31 protein-coding genes and 1 pseudogene are annotated in these 19109 nt (G+C 50.3%); 12 read left to right on the top strand and 20 right to left on the bottom strand.

Annotated features, from left to right (window positions below; translation table 11 throughout):
* Window positions 1–86 precede the first annotated feature (86 nt).
* Together ggpS and gtfA are read left to right on the top strand one after the other, a co-directional pair.
* Window positions 87–2360: a glucosylglycerol-phosphate synthase gene (gene ggpS, locus ATG98_RS08690; RefSeq protein ID WP_098422618.1), complete on the top strand. Its 2274-nt coding sequence runs from the start codon at window positions 87–89 to the stop codon at window positions 2358–2360.
* A gap of 32 nt (window positions 2361–2392) precedes the next feature.
* Window positions 2393–3835 (top strand): sucrose phosphorylase, encoded by a 1443-nt coding sequence (gtfA, locus tag ATG98_RS08685; protein ID WP_098422616.1) that lies wholly within the window; start codon window positions 2393–2395, stop codon window positions 3833–3835.
* 195 nt (window positions 3836–4030) lie between these two features.
* On the opposite strand, the gene ATG98_RS08680 is transcribed toward gtfA, so the two are convergent.
* From ATG98_RS08680 to ATG98_RS08670, 3 genes are all read right to left on the bottom strand, one after another.
* The gene (locus tag ATG98_RS08680; protein ID WP_228706066.1) at window positions 4031–4366 is read right to left on the bottom strand and encodes a hypothetical protein; all 336 of its coding nucleotides are present in this window, start codon (window positions 4364–4366) and stop codon (window positions 4031–4033) included.
* Between the two features lie 22 nt (window positions 4367–4388).
* Complete coding sequence (locus ATG98_RS08675; protein ID WP_098422614.1) at window positions 4389–5531, bottom strand: iron-containing alcohol dehydrogenase; 1143 nt, start codon at window positions 5529–5531, stop codon at window positions 4389–4391.
* A 223-nt stretch (window positions 5532–5754) separates the two neighbouring features.
* Window positions 5755–6087, bottom strand: a complete 333-nt coding sequence (locus tag ATG98_RS08670) for a YnfA family protein (protein ID WP_098422612.1) — start codon at window positions 6085–6087, stop codon at window positions 5755–5757.
* 257 nt (window positions 6088–6344) lie between these two features.
* On the opposite strand from ATG98_RS08670, the gene ATG98_RS08665 reads away from it, so the two are divergent.
* From ATG98_RS08665 to ATG98_RS08655, 3 genes and pseudogenes are all read left to right on the top strand, one after another.
* Window positions 6345–6794, top strand: coding sequence for a MarR family winged helix-turn-helix transcriptional regulator (locus tag ATG98_RS08665; RefSeq protein WP_098422610.1), 450 nt, complete (start codon window positions 6345–6347; stop codon window positions 6792–6794).
* A gap of 161 nt (window positions 6795–6955) precedes the next feature.
* Complete coding sequence (locus tag ATG98_RS08660; protein WP_098422608.1) at window positions 6956–7384, top strand: organic hydroperoxide resistance protein; 429 nt, start codon at window positions 6956–6958, stop codon at window positions 7382–7384.
* A 437-nt stretch (window positions 7385–7821) separates the two neighbouring features.
* Window positions 7822–8022 (top strand): annotated as a pseudogene (locus tag ATG98_RS08655) (CcdB family protein); the annotation flags it as partial.
* On the opposite strand, the gene ATG98_RS08650 reads toward ATG98_RS08655, so the two are convergent.
* From ATG98_RS08650 to ATG98_RS08630, 5 genes are all read right to left on the bottom strand, one after another.
* Window positions 7960–8241, bottom strand: coding sequence for a type II toxin-antitoxin system RelE/ParE family toxin (locus ATG98_RS08650; protein ID WP_098420672.1), 282 nt, complete (start codon window positions 8239–8241; stop codon window positions 7960–7962). The pseudogene ATG98_RS08655 and the gene ATG98_RS08650 overlap by 63 nt on opposite strands.
* Window positions 8238–8510, bottom strand: a complete 273-nt coding sequence (locus ATG98_RS08645) for a CopG family ribbon-helix-helix protein (RefSeq protein ID WP_098422607.1) — start codon at window positions 8508–8510, stop codon at window positions 8238–8240. Before ATG98_RS08645 ends, ATG98_RS08650 begins: the two co-directional genes overlap by 4 nt.
* A gap of 138 nt (window positions 8511–8648) precedes the next feature.
* On the bottom strand, window positions 8649–8945 hold the full coding sequence (locus ATG98_RS08640) for a type II toxin-antitoxin system RelE/ParE family toxin (RefSeq protein ID WP_098420670.1): 297 nt from the start codon (window positions 8943–8945) through the stop codon (window positions 8649–8651).
* Complete coding sequence (locus ATG98_RS08635; RefSeq protein ID WP_098422606.1) at window positions 8945–9199, bottom strand: type II toxin-antitoxin system ParD family antitoxin; 255 nt, start codon at window positions 9197–9199, stop codon at window positions 8945–8947. The genes ATG98_RS08640 and ATG98_RS08635 overlap by 1 nt, the downstream gene beginning before the upstream one ends.
* Before the next feature lie 152 nt (window positions 9200–9351).
* Window positions 9352–9813: a methyltransferase family protein gene (locus ATG98_RS08630; protein WP_143751447.1), complete on the bottom strand. Its 462-nt coding sequence runs from the start codon at window positions 9811–9813 to the stop codon at window positions 9352–9354.
* A gap of 97 nt (window positions 9814–9910) precedes the next feature.
* On the opposite strand from ATG98_RS08630, the gene ATG98_RS08625 reads away from it, so the two are divergent.
* Both ATG98_RS08625 and ATG98_RS21830 read left to right on the top strand, forming a co-directional pair.
* Window positions 9911–10147 carry an addiction module protein gene (locus ATG98_RS08625; RefSeq protein ID WP_098420668.1) on the top strand — a complete coding sequence of 79 codons (237 nt, stop codon included), beginning with the start codon at window positions 9911–9913 and terminating at the stop codon, window positions 10145–10147.
* A 2-nt stretch (window positions 10148–10149) separates the two neighbouring features.
* Window positions 10150–10323, top strand: coding sequence for a hypothetical protein (locus tag ATG98_RS21830; RefSeq protein WP_179887983.1), 174 nt, complete (start codon window positions 10150–10152; stop codon window positions 10321–10323).
* A gap of 72 nt (window positions 10324–10395) precedes the next feature.
* Here ATG98_RS21830 and ATG98_RS08620 read toward each other — a convergent pair whose 3' ends face one another.
* Window positions 10396–10761, bottom strand: a complete 366-nt coding sequence (locus tag ATG98_RS08620; protein ID WP_143751177.1) for a hypothetical protein — start codon at window positions 10759–10761, stop codon at window positions 10396–10398.
* Between the two features lie 138 nt (window positions 10762–10899).
* On the opposite strand from ATG98_RS08620, the gene ATG98_RS08615 reads away from it, so the two are divergent.
* Both ATG98_RS08615 and ATG98_RS08610 read left to right on the top strand, forming a co-directional pair.
* Entirely contained in the window at window positions 10900–11139 is a 240-nt protein-coding gene (locus tag ATG98_RS08615) for a type II toxin-antitoxin system ParD family antitoxin (RefSeq protein WP_098422605.1), read from the top strand.
* Window positions 11139–11432 carry a type II toxin-antitoxin system RelE/ParE family toxin gene (locus tag ATG98_RS08610; protein ID WP_098420665.1) on the top strand — a complete coding sequence of 98 codons (294 nt, stop codon included), beginning with the start codon at window positions 11139–11141 and terminating at the stop codon, window positions 11430–11432. The genes ATG98_RS08615 and ATG98_RS08610 overlap by 1 nt, the downstream gene beginning before the upstream one ends.
* Window positions 11433–11507: 75 nt before the next feature.
* Here ATG98_RS08610 and ATG98_RS08605 read toward each other — a convergent pair whose 3' ends face one another.
* From ATG98_RS08605 to ATG98_RS08595, 3 genes are all read right to left on the bottom strand, one after another.
* Complete coding sequence (locus ATG98_RS08605; protein WP_098420664.1) at window positions 11508–11810, bottom strand: type II toxin-antitoxin system RelE/ParE family toxin; 303 nt, start codon at window positions 11808–11810, stop codon at window positions 11508–11510.
* Window positions 11798–12055, bottom strand: coding sequence for a type II toxin-antitoxin system Phd/YefM family antitoxin (locus ATG98_RS08600; protein ID WP_098420635.1), 258 nt, complete (start codon window positions 12053–12055; stop codon window positions 11798–11800). The genes ATG98_RS08605 and ATG98_RS08600 overlap by 13 nt, the downstream gene beginning before the upstream one ends.
* A gap of 130 nt (window positions 12056–12185) precedes the next feature.
* A complete protein-coding gene (locus tag ATG98_RS08595) occupies window positions 12186–12824 on the bottom strand; it encodes an SGNH/GDSL hydrolase family protein (protein WP_098420663.1) in 639 nt (212 codons plus the stop codon).
* A 143-nt stretch (window positions 12825–12967) separates the two neighbouring features.
* Between ATG98_RS08595 and ATG98_RS21825 the strand changes: the two genes are divergently transcribed.
* The 3 genes from ATG98_RS21825 (at window position 12968) to ATG98_RS08575 (ending at window position 14218) form a co-directional block, all read left to right on the top strand.
* Window positions 12968–13252: a hypothetical protein gene (locus ATG98_RS21825; RefSeq protein ID WP_179888091.1), complete on the top strand. Its 285-nt coding sequence runs from the start codon at window positions 12968–12970 to the stop codon at window positions 13250–13252.
* 373 nt (window positions 13253–13625) lie between these two features.
* Window positions 13626–13820 carry a type II toxin-antitoxin system VapB family antitoxin gene (locus tag ATG98_RS08580; RefSeq protein WP_011785720.1) on the top strand — a complete coding sequence of 65 codons (195 nt, stop codon included), beginning with the start codon at window positions 13626–13628 and terminating at the stop codon, window positions 13818–13820.
* Complete coding sequence (locus tag ATG98_RS08575) at window positions 13817–14218, top strand: PIN domain nuclease (RefSeq protein WP_098420659.1); 402 nt, start codon at window positions 13817–13819, stop codon at window positions 14216–14218. Before ATG98_RS08580 ends, ATG98_RS08575 begins: the two co-directional genes overlap by 4 nt.
* Before the next feature lie 68 nt (window positions 14219–14286).
* On the opposite strand, the gene ATG98_RS08570 is transcribed toward ATG98_RS08575, so the two are convergent.
* The 8 genes from ATG98_RS08570 to ATG98_RS08535 form a co-directional block, all read right to left on the bottom strand.
* Window positions 14287–14742, bottom strand: a complete 456-nt coding sequence (locus ATG98_RS08570; RefSeq protein WP_098422603.1) for a GNAT family N-acetyltransferase — start codon at window positions 14740–14742, stop codon at window positions 14287–14289.
* A gap of 126 nt (window positions 14743–14868) precedes the next feature.
* The gene (locus ATG98_RS08565) at window positions 14869–15195 is read right to left on the bottom strand and encodes an antibiotic biosynthesis monooxygenase family protein (protein ID WP_098422602.1); all 327 of its coding nucleotides are present in this window, start codon (window positions 15193–15195) and stop codon (window positions 14869–14871) included.
* A gap of 261 nt (window positions 15196–15456) precedes the next feature.
* Window positions 15457–15864: a hypothetical protein gene (locus ATG98_RS08560; protein WP_098424409.1), complete on the bottom strand. Its 408-nt coding sequence runs from the start codon at window positions 15862–15864 to the stop codon at window positions 15457–15459.
* Window positions 15865–16037: 173 nt separating this feature from the next.
* Window positions 16038–16394, bottom strand: coding sequence for a DUF2628 domain-containing protein (locus tag ATG98_RS08555; protein ID WP_098422601.1), 357 nt, complete (start codon window positions 16392–16394; stop codon window positions 16038–16040).
* A 95-nt stretch (window positions 16395–16489) separates the two neighbouring features.
* Complete coding sequence (locus ATG98_RS08550) at window positions 16490–16825, bottom strand: hypothetical protein (protein ID WP_098420654.1); 336 nt, start codon at window positions 16823–16825, stop codon at window positions 16490–16492.
* Window positions 16826–16995: 170 nt separating this feature from the next.
* Window positions 16996–17481: a DUF3291 domain-containing protein gene (locus ATG98_RS08545; protein ID WP_098420653.1), complete on the bottom strand. Its 486-nt coding sequence runs from the start codon at window positions 17479–17481 to the stop codon at window positions 16996–16998.
* A gap of 99 nt (window positions 17482–17580) precedes the next feature.
* Complete coding sequence (locus ATG98_RS08540; protein ID WP_098420652.1) at window positions 17581–17898, bottom strand: antibiotic biosynthesis monooxygenase family protein; 318 nt, start codon at window positions 17896–17898, stop codon at window positions 17581–17583.
* Between the two features lie 560 nt (window positions 17899–18458).
* Window positions 18459–19052, bottom strand: a complete 594-nt coding sequence (locus ATG98_RS08535; RefSeq protein ID WP_098420651.1) for a GNAT family N-acetyltransferase — start codon at window positions 19050–19052, stop codon at window positions 18459–18461.
* Window positions 19053–19109 lie beyond the last annotated feature (57 nt).

Here is a 19109-nt window from a genome sequence, read left to right as displayed (position 1 = left end):
AAGCTTTGCCCACGCTAGTGTCCCATCTCTACGCCATGTTTTGCTGAACTCCTGGACATAAGGAAAGACTTATACAGGAGTATAAAATGCTACTCGCCACCGACCTTGACGGTACTTTTCTCGCAGGTGATCCGGAAAATCGCCTCAAGCTTTATCGACTCATCGTTGCTCACCCGGAGATCGATTTAGTGTTTGTAACCGGTCGAGGGCTAGAAGCCGTGCTACCCCTGCTGTCCGATCCGACGATTCCGCAGCCCGACTACATTATCTGCGATGTCGGCTGTACTGTGGTTCATGGCGCCTCGCAACAAGCCATCCAGCCACTGCAGGGCGAAATCGACGAGCTTTGGCCAGGTGAGCAAGTTGTGGAGAGCGCCCTGTCCTCATTTAAAGGCTTGCAGCGTCAGGAAGTCCCTCAGGAGCGCCGCGTCTCTTACTTCTGTAACAACGATGTGGTCAGCGAAGACATGCTGTCACGGGTCAGCGCATTATCCTGTGAATTACTGTTTTCCGCGGGCAAGTACCTGGACATACTTCCGCAGGGCGTTAACAAGGGGCGCACCCTGTCCCGTCTGGTTGAACACCTGGGGGTAGACCCGGAATCGGTCCTGGTTGCTGGAGACACCTTGAATGACCTGTCGATGTATCAACACGAATTCAAGGGTGTCTGTGTCGGTGCATCCGAGGCCGAACTGCTGGAAGCAACCAAGCACCAGGCGCGAGTACTTCATGCCGAAGCGTCGGGCTGCGGCGGCATTCTGGAGGCATTCGAGCATTTTGGTTATCTGGGTCACCTGGGTATTGAAGCCGAAATTCCGGATTACATGAACAGGGGCAAATCCGACCTGGTGATTGTCTACCATCGCCTGCCCTATGAAGAAGTGGTCGAGAATGGGGAGTTGATTCGACGTCGGCCCAAATCGCCCAATGGCATCATCCCCACACTGCTGAGCTTCTTCTCCGATGGCAAAGCAGGTTCGTGGGTCGCCTGGTCAGTTGACGATCCCGATCTCGGCCCCTTCCAGACCCACACCGAAGTGGATACCAGCCGCTACGAAAAACTGGTCGCGGCACGAGTAGCACTGAGCGAAGAAGACGTTGAGATCTTTTACAAACGATTCTCGAAAGAAGCCTTCTGGCCGACCCTGCACACCTTCTGGGAGCGGGCCACGTTCCGCGATGACCACTGGCAGGTGTACCTCAAGGTCAACAGATTGTTTGCAGAGCGCGCCGCCGAGGAAGCGGCGGAAAACGCCGTGGTCTGGATTCACGATTACAATCTATGGATGGTACCGGCCTATTTACGCGAAATGCGGCCAGACCTCACCATTGCCTTTTTCCATCACACCTACTTCCCGTCAGCCGACGTATTCAACGTGCTGCCCTGGCGCCGCGAAATCATCGGCAGCCTGTTGCAGTGTGACCACATTGGTTTTCATATTCCCAGGCAGGCCGAGAACTTTGTGGATGTGGCAAGAGGTGTCACACCGCTTGAGGTCACCCAGAAAATGGGCTGTGCACCGCGCTTTCTGACCTATGGCTGCGCGGTGGGTCTTGATGAAATGAGCACCGAAATAAAAGTGAATGACCGCAAGATCGGGCTGGGTGCACACCCGGTCGGGCTTGACCTGAATCGCGTTCGTACCGCTCTGTCTGACCAGAGTGTCATCGCGCAAATGGAAACACTGCGTGAAGAGTTCAAGGATGTCCGGCTGATTCTGTCGGTGGAGCGTCTCGACTTCACCAAAGGCATTATTGAAAAGCTACAGGCTTATGAGCGCATTCTGAACGAGCATCCTGAACTGAAAACCAAAGTCACCCTTGTGCTGATCTGTGTGCCGGCGGCGGCCGGAATGACTATTTACGAGGAATTGCTGTCGCAGATCGAACAAACGGTGGGGCGCATTAACGGGCAGTTTGCACAGGTCGGGTGGACCCCGGTGCAGTTCTTCTTCCGCGCCCTGCCCTTTGAAGAACTGGTGGCCTATTACACCATAGCCGACGTGATGTGGATTACGCCGCTGCGGGATGGCCTGAACCTGGTCGCAAAAGAATACATCGCAACCCAGGGCTTAACCCAAGGCAGTGGCGTACTGGTGCTGTCTGAATTTGCCGGCGCGGCGGCGGAACTGCGCGGAGCCATTCTGGCGAATCCGCACCACCCGCAGGACCTGGCCGATACCTGCTACTACGCATTGGCGATCAGCCGAAGCGATGCCCGGAACCGACTGAGCGAAGCCTTCGAAGTGGTTTGCCGTTATGACATCGAGTATTGGGGGCGGGAGTTTATCAATGAAGTTGAACGGCGACGCGCGACAAAATTAAACAAGATTTTGCCCATAGGCCATTGCGCGGCCTGACATGACCTTCACCCAATCCAGGAGCCAGACACATGCTGTTAAAAAATGCCGTGCAGCTGATTTGCTACCCAAACCGAATTGGCAATGACCTGAAAGACCTCTACACAGTTGTCGACAAACACTTGTCAGAGGCCATTGGCGGGCTGCATATCCTGCCGTTTTTTCCGTCCAATGCCGATGGCGGGTTTTCGCCCTTGACTCACAAGGAGGTGGACCCGGATTTTGGTACCTGGGACGACATTGAAGCCTTCACTAAAAAGTACGACCTCTGTGTCGACCTGACGGTGAACCATATCTCTGACGAGTCTCCCGAGTTTAGGGATTTCATCGCCAATGGCTTTGATTCGGAGTATGCCGACCTGTTCGTTCATGTCGACAAGTTCGGCGAGATTTCCCCGGATGACATGGCCAAGATTCATATCCGCAAAGAGAAAGAACCCTTTCGGGAAGTGACGCTTGCGGATGGCACAAAAACCCGGGTCTGGTGCACCTTCACCGACCAGCAGATTGATCTCAATTACGAGTCCGACCAGGCTTACCGCCTGATGGAAAGCTATATCGGCTTTCTCACCTCAAAAGGTGTAAACCTGCTGAGGCTCGATGCCTTTGGTTACACCACCAAACGTATTGGAACCAGCTGCTTTTTGGTGGAGCCCGAGGTCTATCGGATACTCGACTGGATTAACGAAGTGGCCCTGAAACACGGCGCGGAATGCCTGCCGGAAGTCCACGATCACACCAGTTATCAATACGCGATCGGCCGACGCAACATGCACCCCTACGGCTTTGCTCTGCCGCCCCTTTTGCTCTATTCGCTGCTGGACGCAAACAGCGTGTACCTGAAAAACTGGCTGCGAATGTGCCCACGCAACATGGTTACCGTATTAGATACCCACGACGGAATCTGTATTCCGGATGTTGAAGGTGTGTTGCCAGATGAAAAAATCCGAGCGCTTATTGATAACATTGATGCCCGCAGTGCAGACCCGATCATGCGGCGCTCGGCGGCCAATATCCACAGCGTTGGCGCAATCTACCAGCTCACCTGCACCTTCTACGACGCGCTCATGCAGAACGATGACGCCTACATTGCCGCCCGGGCGATCCAGTTTTTCACACCCGGCATTCCGCAGGTCTACTACGTGGGGCTGTTGGCCGGGTGCAACAACCACGAACTGATGAAACAAAGCGGCGAACTGCGGGATATTAATCGCCATTACTACACCCTGGACGAAGTGGAACAACACATTCAGAAGCCCGTCGTGCAACGCTTACTGGCCCTGATGAAGTTTCGTAGCAACTACCCGGCCTTTGATGGCCATTTTGAACTGAACTACTCCAACAATTCCAGCGTGGCCATGGCCTGGCGCCATGGGGACTATTACTGCCACCTGTTTGTCGACCTGAACTTTAATACCGTAAAAATCGGATATTACGACCTCGACACCGCGCAGATGGAGAAGCTTGCGTGTTAACCAGAGGCAAAAATTCTGGTGCAATCTGGCTGGTGGCAAATGTTCTCAATCCGACCGATGACACCATTTTGCGCCGCGTGTCTGTCAGAACAGGCTGGTTGGAACAGGGCGCCAACTGACAGTCCGTCCGTCTCGCTTGAGTCACGCGACGACTCGCGTATTGGGCAGGCCGGCCCCAATGGATTCACGACTCGTCTATTTACTGCCCCAAATTTTTGCAACCGCGCGGTTACTCCCTAATAACCCAACCACTTCACATACAAGCCCAATCATAAAAAAGACGAGAAAAGGAATAAGCCCACCCAGTTGTGATGAAATGATCGCTAATACCGCTGAAACAGTTGATAGGGCTAAAAACAATACACCCATAGCAATGAGAATCTTCCGGTGTGATTTCTCATAACGATACTCCCCGTCACCAAATTCAAATACGCGGAGTATTGGTTGGAATATTCTTCTCACTATTTTTTCCATAAAGCGATGCTCATAAAGTTTCCCGTCAGAATTGCATACCGCAACCTGCTGTTGCAAAGCCAATCCGCCATATTCAGAATCAAAAAGACTGGCGCATCACGTCTTCTATTGTCGCAGTAGACAACACCACAGGATTGGCCTTCATGGAGGAAGAGCCGGCCGCTGCTTGTGAGGCTGAAATAATGTGTTCATCCGTCACTCCGATCGACGCCAGCCCGGGTAATCCACTCTGAATAATCCATTGCCGAAAATGTTGCAATGCTTGGCCTCTGGAGGTCTCAAATACGTCAGCAATCCAGTCAATCACCCGGTCGACACGAGCGATCTGCTCAACTTCAACCACGTTGTCTCGGTTAGCGGCGATGCCGGCTGGTAACAATGCGCCGCATATCGCGCCGTGCGGCGCACCGCATAGCCCGCCTAACGGGCCAGCAATACCGTGAACAACACCCAGTCCCGAGTTCGCAAGAGCAAGACCACCGAAGAGGCTCACCTGAGCCAACGAGTCACGCGCGTCTTCGGATTCCCTGTCCATAAGTTGCTTTAGCGCCCGGAGCCCCTTGGGGATAGCCTCCCTGCACAACATGTCCGTAAACAGATTTGAGCGCAACGATAAATAGGGCTCGATTACCTGAGTAACCGCGTCTAGCCCCGAGTATAAGCTGACCTGCCGGGGGCAGTGGTCGGTAAGCGCAGGGTCTACCAAAGCAAGATCCGGGAGTAACTGGTTATCCCTCAGGCTCACCTTGCGCTGGGCTTCCGGAATATCAATAACAGCGTTTCGAGTGACTTCTGCACCGGTGCCAGAGGTGGTGGGAACCAGAATCAACGGTAGGCGTTTGGCTGACAGTGGCAACCCGCTTCCGACTACCTCCAGATGGCTGATCAAATCTGTCTGACTGGGCAGCATAGCGGCAAGTACTTTAGCGGCATCCATGACAGAGCCACCGCCGATTCCGAGTACCACGTCTATTCCCAGCAGCTTACCTTGATCAATAGCCGCCATCAGTGTTTGCAGATCTGGCTCTTTTTCAATGGACAGCGTTTGCACGATATCGACGGTCTTCAATGACTCGAAGACACCAGAGAGCCTGCCTGGATTTCTACCATGCACTACCAGTGCTCGCGTACCCAGTTTTGTCGCCCGATCGTTTAGTTGGGCTATGTGCCCCCGTCCGAACAGTATCTCTGCCGGGGTTACCAAGCCAAAAGCGCCTAACATAGAATGTATCATCCTGAATATGAATGGCCATTCCCCCCGGCCAACCAGAAGGAATAAACAATAGAGATATCAAAAGTAATGACTAAATTTGCCGGCAGCAAGATTTTTATAGAATCTGCCCATTCTGAGCCTTAACGCTGAAGCGAAGGAAGCGGTGCGCCCGCTTGTCCAGCTCTCATCCTTCACCAACCAAACCTTGCAGATAACCCACTTAATTGACGGGTTACGTGGTGCGAGGCGCAAACATGATGATAGCCATGCCCAAAAGTGCCACCGCAGACCCCACTATGTCCCATGTTGTTGGTCGAATTCCGTTGACTGTCCACAACCACAAAATCGCCATAAAAATATAAACGCCCCCATAGGCTGCATACACCCTGCCCGCCGCCGTTGGGTGAAGCGACAACAGCCATACAAAAGCGACCAGGCTCAGAGCGCCGGGTACCAGAAGCCAGATAGTTTTGCCTTCCCGAAGCCAAAGGTAAGGCAAATAGCAGCCAAGAATTTCCGCTAACGCGGTGATGAAAAAAAGGCCAAAAGTCTTCAACTCAGGCAAAACACTTACTCCTTGGCAGCAGCACACCTTACGCATCGGGAGATCTGGCTTATTAAAGACCAGAAAGGCATGCATTAATCTGTTGTCTAACGTTAATGGTAACCGGCGCCGGTGTGTAGCGGAAGGAACCAAAAGCAGGGAAGCCATTTCAATGCTGCCAGTCATGTTCACTGGAAAAACCCCTGAAAAACGCCGTACACTCGGAGTTAAATACTTAGCGCGATGGCTTTTATCGCCCCCGATACGATGGACCCTCCATGCCCGACAACGACTCCTACTCCGAGCTTCTGCTCGATAACCAGCTGTGTTTTGCCCTCTACTCGACGTCTTTAATGATGACCAAAGCCTATAAGCCACTGCTGAACGCACTGAATCTGACCTATCCGCAGTATCTGGCTATGCTGGTTTTATGGGAGGAAGACGGGATAACCGTGAGCCATATCAGCAAGCGATTGCTGACAGACCCGGGCTCGCTCACGCCTCTGCTCAAACGGCTCGAATCCGACGGTCTGCTGAACCGGCGGCGCCGGAAAGTTGATGAGCGCGTGGTTGAACTGCACCTCACAGAAAAAGGCCGGGTGCTTCAGGACCAAGCCAAGGATATACCGGGCTGCATTGTCAATGTTAGTGGCCAGTCAGTAGCCGACCTAATGGAACTGAAACAGCAGCTGATCAAACTGCGCAGCAACCTGAAAACACCCACCTGAGCGCCTCTATCTGGCACGTACGTATTACACTTTCGCCATTTACCTTGCGCACAATATATTTGTGCGCTAACTTGCAGATTGAAAAGCGCTTAAATCTTGCGCACTCATTAATCACGAACACGAGGAGTCATCAACATGACTCGTCGAAAGGAGCAAACACTATGTCTGTTGCAAAAATCTTGTATCGCGCATCCGCTGAAGCCACAGGTGGCCGTGACGGTCGCGCCATCTCATCGGACGGTATTCTGGATGTAGAGCTGACCACTCCGAAAGAACTTGGCGGAGCCGGCGGCAAAGGGACAAACCCTGAGCAGCTTTTCGCTGCTGGCTACTCTGCCTGCTTTATTGGTGCCATGAAATTCGTCGCCGGCCGCGACAAGCTGGCAATGCCAGAAGAAGCCTCAATCGAAGGCGAAGTCGGTATCGGTGAGATTCCGGGGGGTTTTGGTATTGAAGTTGAGCTGAAAATTTCACTGCCGGGCATGGACGACGCTCAGGCTGAAAAGCTGATCAACGAAGCGCACAAAGTGTGCCCCTACTCAAACGCAACCCGTGGCAACATCGACGTTACCCTAACCCGCGTTGATTAATTCCCTCTTTGGGTGATTAAAGACAGGCTAACCCGCCGCGAAGCAGAGGGTTAGCCTCGTCAGGATAAATCCAGTTCGTCAATCAATTCCCTGAGCCGGCGACGCCCGCAGCCGGAGCCTTAAAATGTCTGGTGCTTGCCATTGTTAGCTGCGGCCACAATTACCTTGGCGAGCAGCGTGCGCCAAGAATAATGGCGAGTCAGCTAGTTTTTTTGTCTATCGTTATCTCAATCGATTTGCAATCACCAGCAAACCACTTTTGAACATACAAAGTACCCACGACAGGAGCAGTTCCTTCATCAGGGACCTCCTTATAGCGAACACTGTTTTTTGTTTCTTTCTCGTATTCAAACATGACTATTTTTTTCGACATAAATTGTTCCCCATAACTAACGCCGGAAACCTGGGCCGCTGACGATGAGCGCACCAGAAAATCGTTCTATCCCTATCTCGTCGACATTCAAAACCCACACTTGTCCGAACTTGCAACACGCATTGCTATTCCGCTTGGCAGGCTTTCATCCTTCGGGAACCAAACGATGCAGGGCCTCACTCCAGAAGTCAGCGTTAATTTGTTACCGTTCACCCTCCAGCTCATGCCATACCCGAAGAATAATGATCGCACTGACGTGTACTGAATAGCGGACAACATACTTCCCAAAAACCATGTCGCGGACCGAATCAGGGACCGGTGCCATTTCAACCGGTGTCCCCAATTTCGGAAAATCTGGTAACAATTCGATTTTGCCCACCAGCTCTGCGGCTATCTTGCCTGCCGCAGAGGGGTTGTGGACTGCGATGAACTCCCTGAGGCGTTTCAAATCTTCAATGGCTTCATCCGTGTAAACCAGTTTCACTTACCTGACCTCGGCGCATCCTGCTCGTTATCAGTGCCCCAGCTGTTTAGCCAACTATGGACCTCGCTGGCATCAACCACTTTCCCCTGGGTGGCAGACTCCATTGCCTCCAACGTTTGCTGCCAGCGCTCTTGCTCTCGCTGTTGCTTTTCGATGTATTCCGATAGTGCCTGATTAATTACCCAGCCTTTACTTCGATGGAGCCTGCTGGCAATTGCTTCCAGGTGCTGCTCAACTTCCGTCTGAAGGCGAACTGTAGTGACACTCATGGCGATACCCTCAAGTCTGATGACTACAATGTATTACAGCATAGTCAACGAGAGTCAGCAAAAAATTTAACGCGAGGCTTTGCAACGGCACGGAGCCTGGATGGGAGTCTTGAAGCTGCGCCGGAAACATAGTCGCCACTAATCCAGAAGCCTATCAGGCGCATCCATGTCCTCGTGCAACACACGAACAATAAGCATCTCCGATTCAAGCACCTGGTAAAAAACAGCGCGATGCTCGACCTGCAATCTGCGATACCCAGAAAGAACATGGGCGTAGTTCGCGCCTAGTGACGGATGATTAATCAGCTGCTGCATTCCTGCTTCCAGTTGATCCAGGTATTTATCCGCTTGATCGACACCCCATTCTTCGCAGGTGTACACCCAAATTCCGATGAGGTCTGATTCCGCCTTCGGCGTGACACTCAGATTGAACACTAATTGGCCGCCTTCATGCGTTTACGGCCAGCAGTCTTGATAGCCGGTATATCAAGCGGTTTAGGTATCCCGCTTGACTCACCCTCAGACAGGGCCTGCCTCAGCGTGGCGAGACGTACTTGGGCTTGCTGGTCTCGCCGGATGAGATAGCGGATATACTCACTATCATTGCCGAACTGACCGCTTTCAATCTGACCTTTCACCCAACCGTTTTGTTGCTCAGTCAGCGTAATAGTTTTCCGGTGCATGCTCATAGTTGGTGCTCCTAACACAGATAAAGTATGACAATATCATACTACTCGCTTGCACTGAATCAATGCCACACTTCTTGGCGCCCAACGCAAAGCTCTGCGGCAAATTTGGAGCGCAGCGAAAAATTTGTCCGACAACAGCGACTTGCTGGACCTCAAATCCACCGGCGCACCTCAGATCTGTATTTTTTGTATGACTCACTGAAGTGTTCACGCATAAACCGCTCCTCTGGAATAATCTGAAATCGGGTCATGTATATGATGAATGCCGGGAGGAGGAGCAAAGACAGGGCACTGCCCAAGAACAAGCCCCACGCAGACAAAACCAGCAACAATCCAAAATACATCGGATTCCGGCTGTGTCGATAAACTCCACCAGTCACCAGGCTTACAGACTGACCTGGTATCCGCGGGTCTGCCGTCGTTCCGGCAGCTCTGAACTCCAGGACTCCAAAAATGGCGATACAAGCGCCGATCACTGCAATGCCCGCCGCCAACCACGCTGCACCGGTGAAGGTGAAATACAGGTTTGGCGAGATGCGCGAAACAGCCCACATACTGGCAACAACTATGGCTACCAATGCAACCGGAGGGACTTTGAGTTCGAGTGCTTTCACGAATTTCTCTCTTGATGCTCAACATTGAAATAAGCGACTTCCCGACAAGGGCGTCCGGTGGGGATAGCATAGCCGTATCGCTACTCGCGGAGGCACCATGACTACCAACACGTTAAATCACCTACGCTCCCAGATTTCGACTCTCTCCGAGTCGGAACGTGCAGCGCTAGCGCGCGAGCTCATAATGAGCTTAGACGGCCCTCGTGACGACTCTGTTGAACGGGACTGGAATGATGAAATTATTCGCCGTGTGTCCAAGGTAAAAAGCGGTAAGGCCACACTTCTCAGCCGCGAAGAATTTCGAACAAAGATGCGAGCGACGCTAAGCCAGTAGCAATGCGAACGGTAAGGATACTGGGAGAAGCCGGCCATACCGGTGCAAAACGACTGATTCTGGAGCGCTTCCCTTACGACATTGTTGCGATTGAGTTGTCGGAGGAAAGCGTAGTGATCGCTATTGCCCACCACTCCCGAAAGCCTGGCTATTGGCGGACGCGCAATAAGCCCTAACGCCAACAGTACGCGCGGCTACGGAGTGGAGGCGAAGCCGCAATGGAGTAGACGTCGCCGTGGCTGTGATTGTTAGGCGATCGGACTCGGCTCGGCGCCATTAGTGAAGTATGCCCGTATAATATAGCAGTTCTTGCTTTCCTCAATGGCCATCGCAAACTCTACTTTTTTCTTTACCGCTGGAAAAAGCTTGTCCTTTTGCTTCATGATTCGCCTGAACTCCCATTCGAGACCTTCGAGTGCCTCTATGCTTGGCGCCCGGGCCCGTTGAGACCCAATGAACTTTTTGAGCTTTCCATTCCGTTTTTTTCCAGATGACAGCGACATGTTCCATGCAGTCTTCACCAAATCCAAATGTGCCTGCATTTCCTCCAGATTTTCCACGCTCTTTAGCAGGTCACCGCTAACTGCTATGAGCATTTCTGATACCTTTTTCATACTATGGATCTTACTCAAACTCAGATTGTGGTGCGCATAACGCCGCAAGCAGTCGCGCAGTTTTATCGCGTCGGCCTACCTTGCCTTGTTATGGGGAATTTCGCATAATGTACCAATATTTGGTACAGGAATGCTATTATGTCCAGAAACACCAGTATTACTCTTGGCCCTCACTTTGACGAGTTCATAACCGCACAGATTGAAAATAGTCGTTACGGCTCTACCAGTGACGTAGTGCGCGCCGGGCTGCGACTGTTGGAGGAGACGGAAAGTAAGCTTGAAAGGTTGCGACGCCTTTTGGACGAAGGTGAGCAAAGCGGTATTGCTGACTACTCCTATGAAAGCATTATTGCCGAACTGGATAACGACGCTCACTAATGCGCCCATTTTTGCTCACTGCTGCGGCTCGGAAAGACATCATAGAAATTGGCCAGTTTTCCACTGAAAGATGGGGGAAAAAGCAGCGCAATAAATACTTGAAGCAACTGGACGGTGCTTTCAAACTTCTTGCTCGCCAGCCAGAGATTGGCGGGGATGCTGGAGACGTAAAGCCCGGTTACAGAAAATTTAGCCAAGGCAGCCATATTATATTCTTCCGAGAGGGTGTCGAATCCAAAATTGTTGTGATTAGAATTCTTCACAATAGTATGGATGTGGAACGACATCTTTGACACCCATAACGCTGAGCGCACCGGCGACCTTGACGCAGCGAAGCGAAGACAAAAGCATCCGCGTGCCGCGTCTGGTTAGCTGTTTTCCAGCATGTAAACACGAAGCTGCCGTTCCTCCCTCATAACATAGAGGATGAACACATGACTCCCTTCTTCACGGTAGAAAACACGGCAAGGGAGCACGACAACTTCCCTGTAGATTGAATTGGGTAGCTCAGGTGGAGTTCGGCCGGATTGCGGAAAGTTTTCCAAGCGCTCCGTTTTTTCAAAAACTTTTTCAACCAGAGCGCTTGCAGCAACTACATTATCCAGAGCAATGTACTCGGCAATAGAATCTAATTCTTGAAGAGCTGGCTCCGTCCAGATTACTTCAGCCATTTACTCATTTTCTCCCTGGCTTCGCTTTGGCTGTACGTTCTTCCCTCCAGTACAGCACGCTCTCCCCGTGAGAGCCCTTCAAGTAGTTCCAGCCGGCGCTGCATAAACTCGTAATCCTTCACGTCAACGAGGTAAGCGGACGGCTGGCCATGCTCTGTAATCAGTACCGGTTCTTTTGATAAACGCAGGTCTGCCAGAATTTTTGTCGCTTGGCGCTTGAGGCTTGTAACTAGCTCAACTTTCATGGAATTACCCTGAATTAGTTTGATAGTAACACTATAGTATCACTTTTCAGGTGGCGCAATCCCAGCTAACGCTTGCAGCAGGGGCGCGACTTTGGGAGCGTCCCTTGCCTGCACTTGGTATACGGCAAAACTACTGGACCAACGGCTGGATTACTTTGGCAAGCGCGAGACCGAGTGTGCGATGTTGATCTTCGTCTAGGTGAACACCGTCGACACGGCTTGTCGGCGTAACCGAACCAGCATCGAAAAAATGACAACCACATTCTGCCGCTACGGCTTGAATTGCGTCGGCCAGACCCACGGCTTTATCTTCTGCACCTTTGAATTTAGGCGCGATACTGCCCTTGGCCTTTTGCAATTTTGGGGGCGCCACAAGCATAATTGCCGGTACTGACATTCCGGGTTCTATGGGAGCTCGCCGTATTGCACCGACAAGAGCTTTTAAGCCTTGTGCAGACTGCCATGCGGTCAAATTGTGCATAGACTGAAAATCATTGGTGCCCAATAACATGATCACCAATGACAACGGCGAATTGATCTCCATGCACTTTTCCAGGCCTTCACGTCCGTTGCGACCCGGCTTGAAAGGATCATCCCATACGGTACGACGGCCATTAAGACAGTCTTCAATAACCCTAACAGACGTACCTGCATTGAGTAGCGCATTCTCCACAACCCCCGGCCACCTTTGATCAAATCGAAATCGACCACGAGTGTCAGGGATGATGCCCCAACTCAACGAATCTGCGTATACCAAGATTTGGTGCATTGCCTAAGCCTTCCTTGCCGTAGAACGCCCGCCATCACCGGTGACAAAACCGCAATGAAGCGGAGGTTTTGGCATCCGGTGCATGGCTTGGTTATGTTTTGTTGAGGTCAGCACCATCGGCTCGCCCAGGCTGAGCAGTCAATATGAGCAAAGCGACCAAAATCACCGGGCTTATTTCTGCTGGGGACGGCAAGCTCTTGCCCGCAATATGGGCAGAACCCAATTTCAACAACCGTCGTCCAAATCATCTCGCCAACCTCTTCGAGATGATGATTCTCCTCCAAATCGCCTTCCGTCGCTTGCCTTTCTATAAACAGGCACCATACGAAATTTTCGCGCCTTACATAATTCTTTTCCAGCCTAATCGACACGCCATTATCTGGCATGCCGTGACAGTCATGAACAGCGTCTTGGCCACTATCCATTGATCTCATCCGCAAATATTTTCCGTTCAATCGCATTCTCTATTGCAGAATCAAGCCGTTTTAGCAACTCAGATGACGACTCATCAGGCCTTCTGACCAACATTGCAAGACACTGATCCTCATCAGACGCACATGCAGCACATCGAACTGGCCCAGCCCTTCCGATAGAAATTTCGCCCGAGCCATCGATAAGTAACTCAATATTTTCAAGTTTCATAGCTGACTATCAGATCTCCCAACAACATAACGCCCGGCTCACGCGCCGGTTTGGAGCTGCGAAGCGACGGAAAATCGGTCGCTGTGCAGCCGATTGTTATGTTCTCTCCGAAGTGCTAGATTGTGTATAGAAATCGATAACCATACACATAGGTGCGACATGAGAACGAACATCGTCATTGACGACCAGTTGATGGCCGAAGCCCTCAAAGCCTCCGGCTACGAAACCAAAAAAGAGGCTGTTGAGCAAGGCCTGAAACTTCTGGTACAGCTTAGCAAGCAGCAGGAGATTCGGAAGCTACGAGGCAAAATCAAGTGGGAAGGTGACCTGGATGAAATGCGGAGCGCCGGATGATACTGGTGGATACCAGCGTCTGGATCGACTATTTCAACGGAGTCAAAAATCCGCACACTGACCTGCTGGATGCATCAATAGTCCAAGGGTCAGTCGCTATCGGCGACCTCATATTTCTGGAAATCCTTCAAGGCATCCGCAACGACCAGCAATACCATCAGACCAAACAAAGCCTGCTTGCTCTGGATCAATATGAAATGTTTGGCAAAGATATGGCTGCCAAGTGTGCCGACAATTATCGTGCGCTTCGTAAAAGGGGTATCACGATCAGAAAAACGGCCGACGTGATCATCGCAACGTTCTGCATAGAGAAGAAGCTACCCCTGCTGTTTTTGGATCGCGACTTTATCCCTTTTGTTGATTACCTTGGGCTTGAGCCTGCTCTGAGAGAAGCATAACGCTGAACGAAGCGGCGCCTCACGCGTCCGTTTTCCGTGACTTGTTAAACGTATACCCCAAGTCAGGGCTAATCCTGCTTCCACTGGTACATAATGAAATCACTTGGCCCAGACGTATAACGGTCATAGAACGCGCGACCTCGCGCATTGAAGTGCTGAGTAATCCAACGAACAGTTGGCCAGCCACGCTCCACCGCCAAAGTGCGCAAACCCACAAATAGAGCATCCGACGCACCAGAACCGCGAGCATCTGGAGCAACGTACATATCATCCAGGAAACCGACGTCGCAGCCGCCAAGAGTTCGGGGACAGGCACGAACGTGTGCGAAGCCAACAATGGTACCGTTTGCGTCACGCACCACGAGCCCTTCAAGGACGTGGCTTGGGTCCAGCAGCCAAGCCCAAACTTTGTCTGCAGTGCTATCGTCCATCGGCACGCTATAGAAATCGGCATAGCCGTTGAAAAGGACTCGCCATTCGGCCTTGTCGTTTTCAATGACGAAGCTGGTCTGATGGTCAGTCATAACTCTCCCCATGATGATCGTGTACGTCTAATGCGAAGCTAAAGGAGCCCTGATAAAGGAATCCGTTGGACGGCCGCCAGGCCGTGAACGAACGTGAATGACTGGTTACAAAGTAATTGCACCCGTTTACCGCCGCTGCTCTACCAAAAACTGATGCTCGATGACTTCATAGTGCTGCACCGAAAAGTCAGGCTCAAGCTCATAAACCTCATCTTCAGGGTACAAGCGCGCCTGCGAAATATCGTTGCCAGCAAAGGCCTTGATTGATTGGAGCTTTTCCCAGTACGTAATGAGCGTCAGTTCAACTTTGTGGGCCAGAGTGCGGCGGAAAATCTGAGCACCGCGAAAGCCCGGTGTTGAAGAAGCGTCTTTGATGCCGCTTTCGTACAGATAAGCAGTGAACCCTGCGCTATGGCACTCAGGTACTCGACACTTCCATTCCCTGGCGATCATGATTCAGTGATCTCCCTTGCTTTGTGACGCCTTACGAAGCAGCGCAAAATAGTTGGCTAAAATGTACGAGGAACGAGTGCTAGCCAACTGTTTCACGTCCTTTTGAGTAACTTGTCAGACGCACAGGTTTGAATCTGCAATAGATAGTTACCCCAAGTGTTCCCAATATATGCCCTATATGGTCGACTTGTATACTCATCGTTTCATCGGCGGTACTTTTAAACTCTCCTTCGAGTGAATATATTAATATCAGAAAAGGGATTATCGAGCTAGAGAAATTCTATTTTCAATATAATTTTGCACATCAAGAGTCATTTTCGCTAATTTTTTATGACCCTTTAACGGTGCTTTTACTTTTATTTTTCTATCGTTTTTAAAGTGAAACCTCATTGGTCTTTGCAATATACCTTTACCTATTTTAACGTTCTCAATTTCATCAAACTCAAAAAAATCATAACTTTTAAAATTGCCAATTAAGCTCCATTTATGAAAATATAAACCTTTTTCTGTCACAGCTAAGAAGTACATTCGCGTACTAAGGGTAGCTAACGGCCCAATTATGAAAAACATCCAAAGTTTAGGCGGTGAAACTGCTTGAAAGAAACCAATTAACGTATCACCTTCCTTTAATTTTTGCTTTATATGTTCTTGTGCTTGCTCATTATTCATTGTAAACCCAATGTTTGGTATATCAATTGCGCCTAATATCAACAGCATGCGCGGCTAAGGAATAAAGGCGAAGCCGCAACAGTGTATCCGTCGCCATGACTGTTTTTGTTAAGGCATGATTTCAGGGCGATCAAGTCACGCTTTTGGAGTATGAGAGCCAGAAAGCGATTTTTTTATTCGTTAATCGTTCTTGAAGCATCAATATCGGATACCTTTGAAACCCTTCGGAAACCTTCGGGTTGAAGCTTTGTTGCATACCAACGATTTCCATAAGCCCCAAAAACCCGAAACATCAGTGCCGCTATAACCATGTGAGCGAGTTCAATGGTCTCAAAAGCAATGCCTTGACCAGCCAAAAAAGGCGCTGTGAACCAGCCTAATATCGCTATAAGGAATGCGGCCCCAGCCGGCGGCCAAAGTCTCTTCGATAGTGCCCAAAAGCCGCCAAGAAATACTGCTGGCCATGACCATCCTTGTTTTACTGCTTCAACTCTTCCGTCAGGGTGAGAATAGATGTCGTACAAACTCATTTCGAGATCACTCCTTTGATCTTTGAGGTCACACTATTATGCTAAATAGTCGAGTAGGAAAAATAACGAACGCTTCGAAAATCTTAACGCTACAATCACACGCTTGTCGCGAGCATTGCCTTGTTATCTGATTTTTGCAGCGATGCTCGATAAATCGCATCGATGTGGATTAAAGCACTGTCGACGTACTTGAACCCGCACTCATACCCATCGAAGGCCACGAAAAGATCTGTGCCAGCAAGGACGACAGCTTGAGCACCTTGGTCGTCGCACATCTTCTTGCCAGCCCGGAATATAGTGTCTCTTTGTTCTTCGCTGACAGCACCAGAAACAGCAATGCTCATGTAGGCATCGTAAACTTTGTCGAGACTTTCGCCAAGCGGCACAACAATTTCGGTCTCTCGAAAACCACCGATCAGTCCAATGTGCATAAATACCTTCTTGTTATGTGTTTATTTCGTAAAAATAATGCCATTCAGCACAAGCGGTTGCGGAAAGTGCCGTCAACCTGATCCAAATGCTTCGAGGTCCGTCCATCCAGCGACTCGTCAGGGGCCTCCGGTGGGCGACCGTCAGGCCGCAAACGCGCTTAAGCGATTGGTTAAATAGCTGAACATTCACCACCCCACGCTTCGGCTGGTGCACTGGGGGCCGGGAATGCTTTTTTGAATGTGAAAGCCTCCGCGGATGGGCCACGCTCTCGCAGCATCTTCAGCTTTTGGGCTGCCTCCTCAATTGACGGAATGTGACCGGCAGGCACCCACCAAAGGACCATGTAAGCCTCACCCATTTTGTAAAACCACTCTTTCTTACGGCGAATGATCTCAACGTGGGCAGACCGATAAACGTAATTATGCAAAGCCTCGGTCGAACCCCAGAGGGAAAGATTCACAGTCTTACCGGAGCAGAAACAATCAAGGCCGGTAGCATCACCGTCTTTGGTTTGAAACCGCCAGACAAAACCCGGCGACTCCTCTGCCAACGCATTGATCCTATCCATATTCGAGACAAAATCCGAAAGCTGCGGCGAATCAATTGGGGCCAACAGCGTGGCAATGTTGAGTTGGGCGATATGATACTTACTCACAGCTTCCTTCCTGAAAACACTTACCGCAAAGCTAAGCGGTGCCGGGACAAGGGCATTCGGTAGGCGGCAGGCAGGCCGGGAACGCACTTAAGCCACTGGTTAAATGCCATAAGCCCGTTCTACCTTTGCGACTCGGACTTTGAACTCGGAATACCAGGCTTCATGACCCAGACGCTGGGCTTCAAGATGCTCAACGTTTTGCTTCCAATTCTTGATGGCTTCCTCGCTGGCCCAGTACGATACCGTAATACCAATACCCTCCCGGGCTGACTCTAAACCAAGAAACCCTTCCTGTTGCGCTGCCAGCTCCAGCATTCTGTCGGCCATTGCACCGTAGCCATGATCACCCTCAGTGCGAGCGGAACTAAAAATCACAGCGTAGTACGGCGGATTTGGAGTTTTAGCAATCCCTGACATAACGTCCTCTTAACATTTAAAACGCCCCGAATAACTGGCAAATAATAGTGGCCTAAACTTGAGCGAAGTGAAAATAGCCCGCTGTTATTCGTGAACTTCCCTTAATAAAATTCACGAGCTCCGTCAGTCAATTTCTTTGAACTCTATCTGAGTCCGATGATCAAGGCCGCTGTGCAGTCGTTGGGTACTATAGAAGCCCTCAATATAAGCTTTTCTATGTTTCCGAAATTGACGCATCGCAAAGAAACGGACGACGTACGGTATTCAATGCCGCGATCCGTATGGAATAACAGGCCAGAGGCCAGCTTTCGACAGGTAAAGGCATCACGCAACGTTGCCCCGACGAAGCTTGCACTAAGACCGTTTCCCAGTCGCCAGTGCGCCAGTATGAAAGAATGGCTATCCAGTGCTTCAGCAACGCCTTTCACAATCCGGTGAGCCTGGTGACTCCACTCCGCCACTTTAACTTTGAACTCAGTGATGTACTGCGGAGTTATCGACGCGTGTCTACTAATCTAGGGGAAGTTCGGGTCCTTGTTGATTTGCTGGTTAAGCTGACATTACACAGTTAATTCCATTGTAGTGGAACCACTAAAGCCAAGTAACCATTTTAAGTATGGATAGGATTCTATTTTAACTGACTTAAATCCCATTCGTTCATACAGTATTTTAGCTTTGGGATTTATATCAATAACGTCCAAGCGTACACTGTTAAATTTATGATCTTTAGCATATTTTGCTACTTCTTTTAGGAGGTGACTCCCTACGCCTTTTCCCCTGGCATCAGAGTGAACAGCGATGCCATCCATAATTAATTCTTTAACCGCAGCCTTCCTTTCATAAAGGGTAAAAATAACAGCAGCCCAATTCCCTTTTATAAAACCTAATTGAGAAATTAATTCACTATACGTCATACTACCTGTTAATGAACCTTCTGGAGTTTGAAAGCCCGCTATTCCAATTAACTTATCTTTATGAATAGCACTAATTACATAGTCAAGAGTTAAACATGTCTTTAAAAAGAGAATTCTTTTTTTCTTAGAAGGTATCGCTACAGCAAATTTTTGTCCAAAAGCTTCGTCGTACAAATCAACAGCAGAGTCTCTGTATTTTTCAGGTAACCCTATGTGGTAGTTAATATCTTCAGTTTTCATCCAGACTCCTTTTGAAGCCTAACGAGGCTGTAGGAAAACCCTCGAGTATTTTTTGAT

This window comes from Marinobacter sp. LV10R520-4 (genome assembly GCF_002563815.1).
Classification (GTDB): Bacteria; Pseudomonadota; Gammaproteobacteria; order Pseudomonadales; family Oleiphilaceae; genus Marinobacter.
Note: the sequence above shows the minus strand (reverse complement) of the source record. Positions and strands in the feature narration are given on the sequence as shown.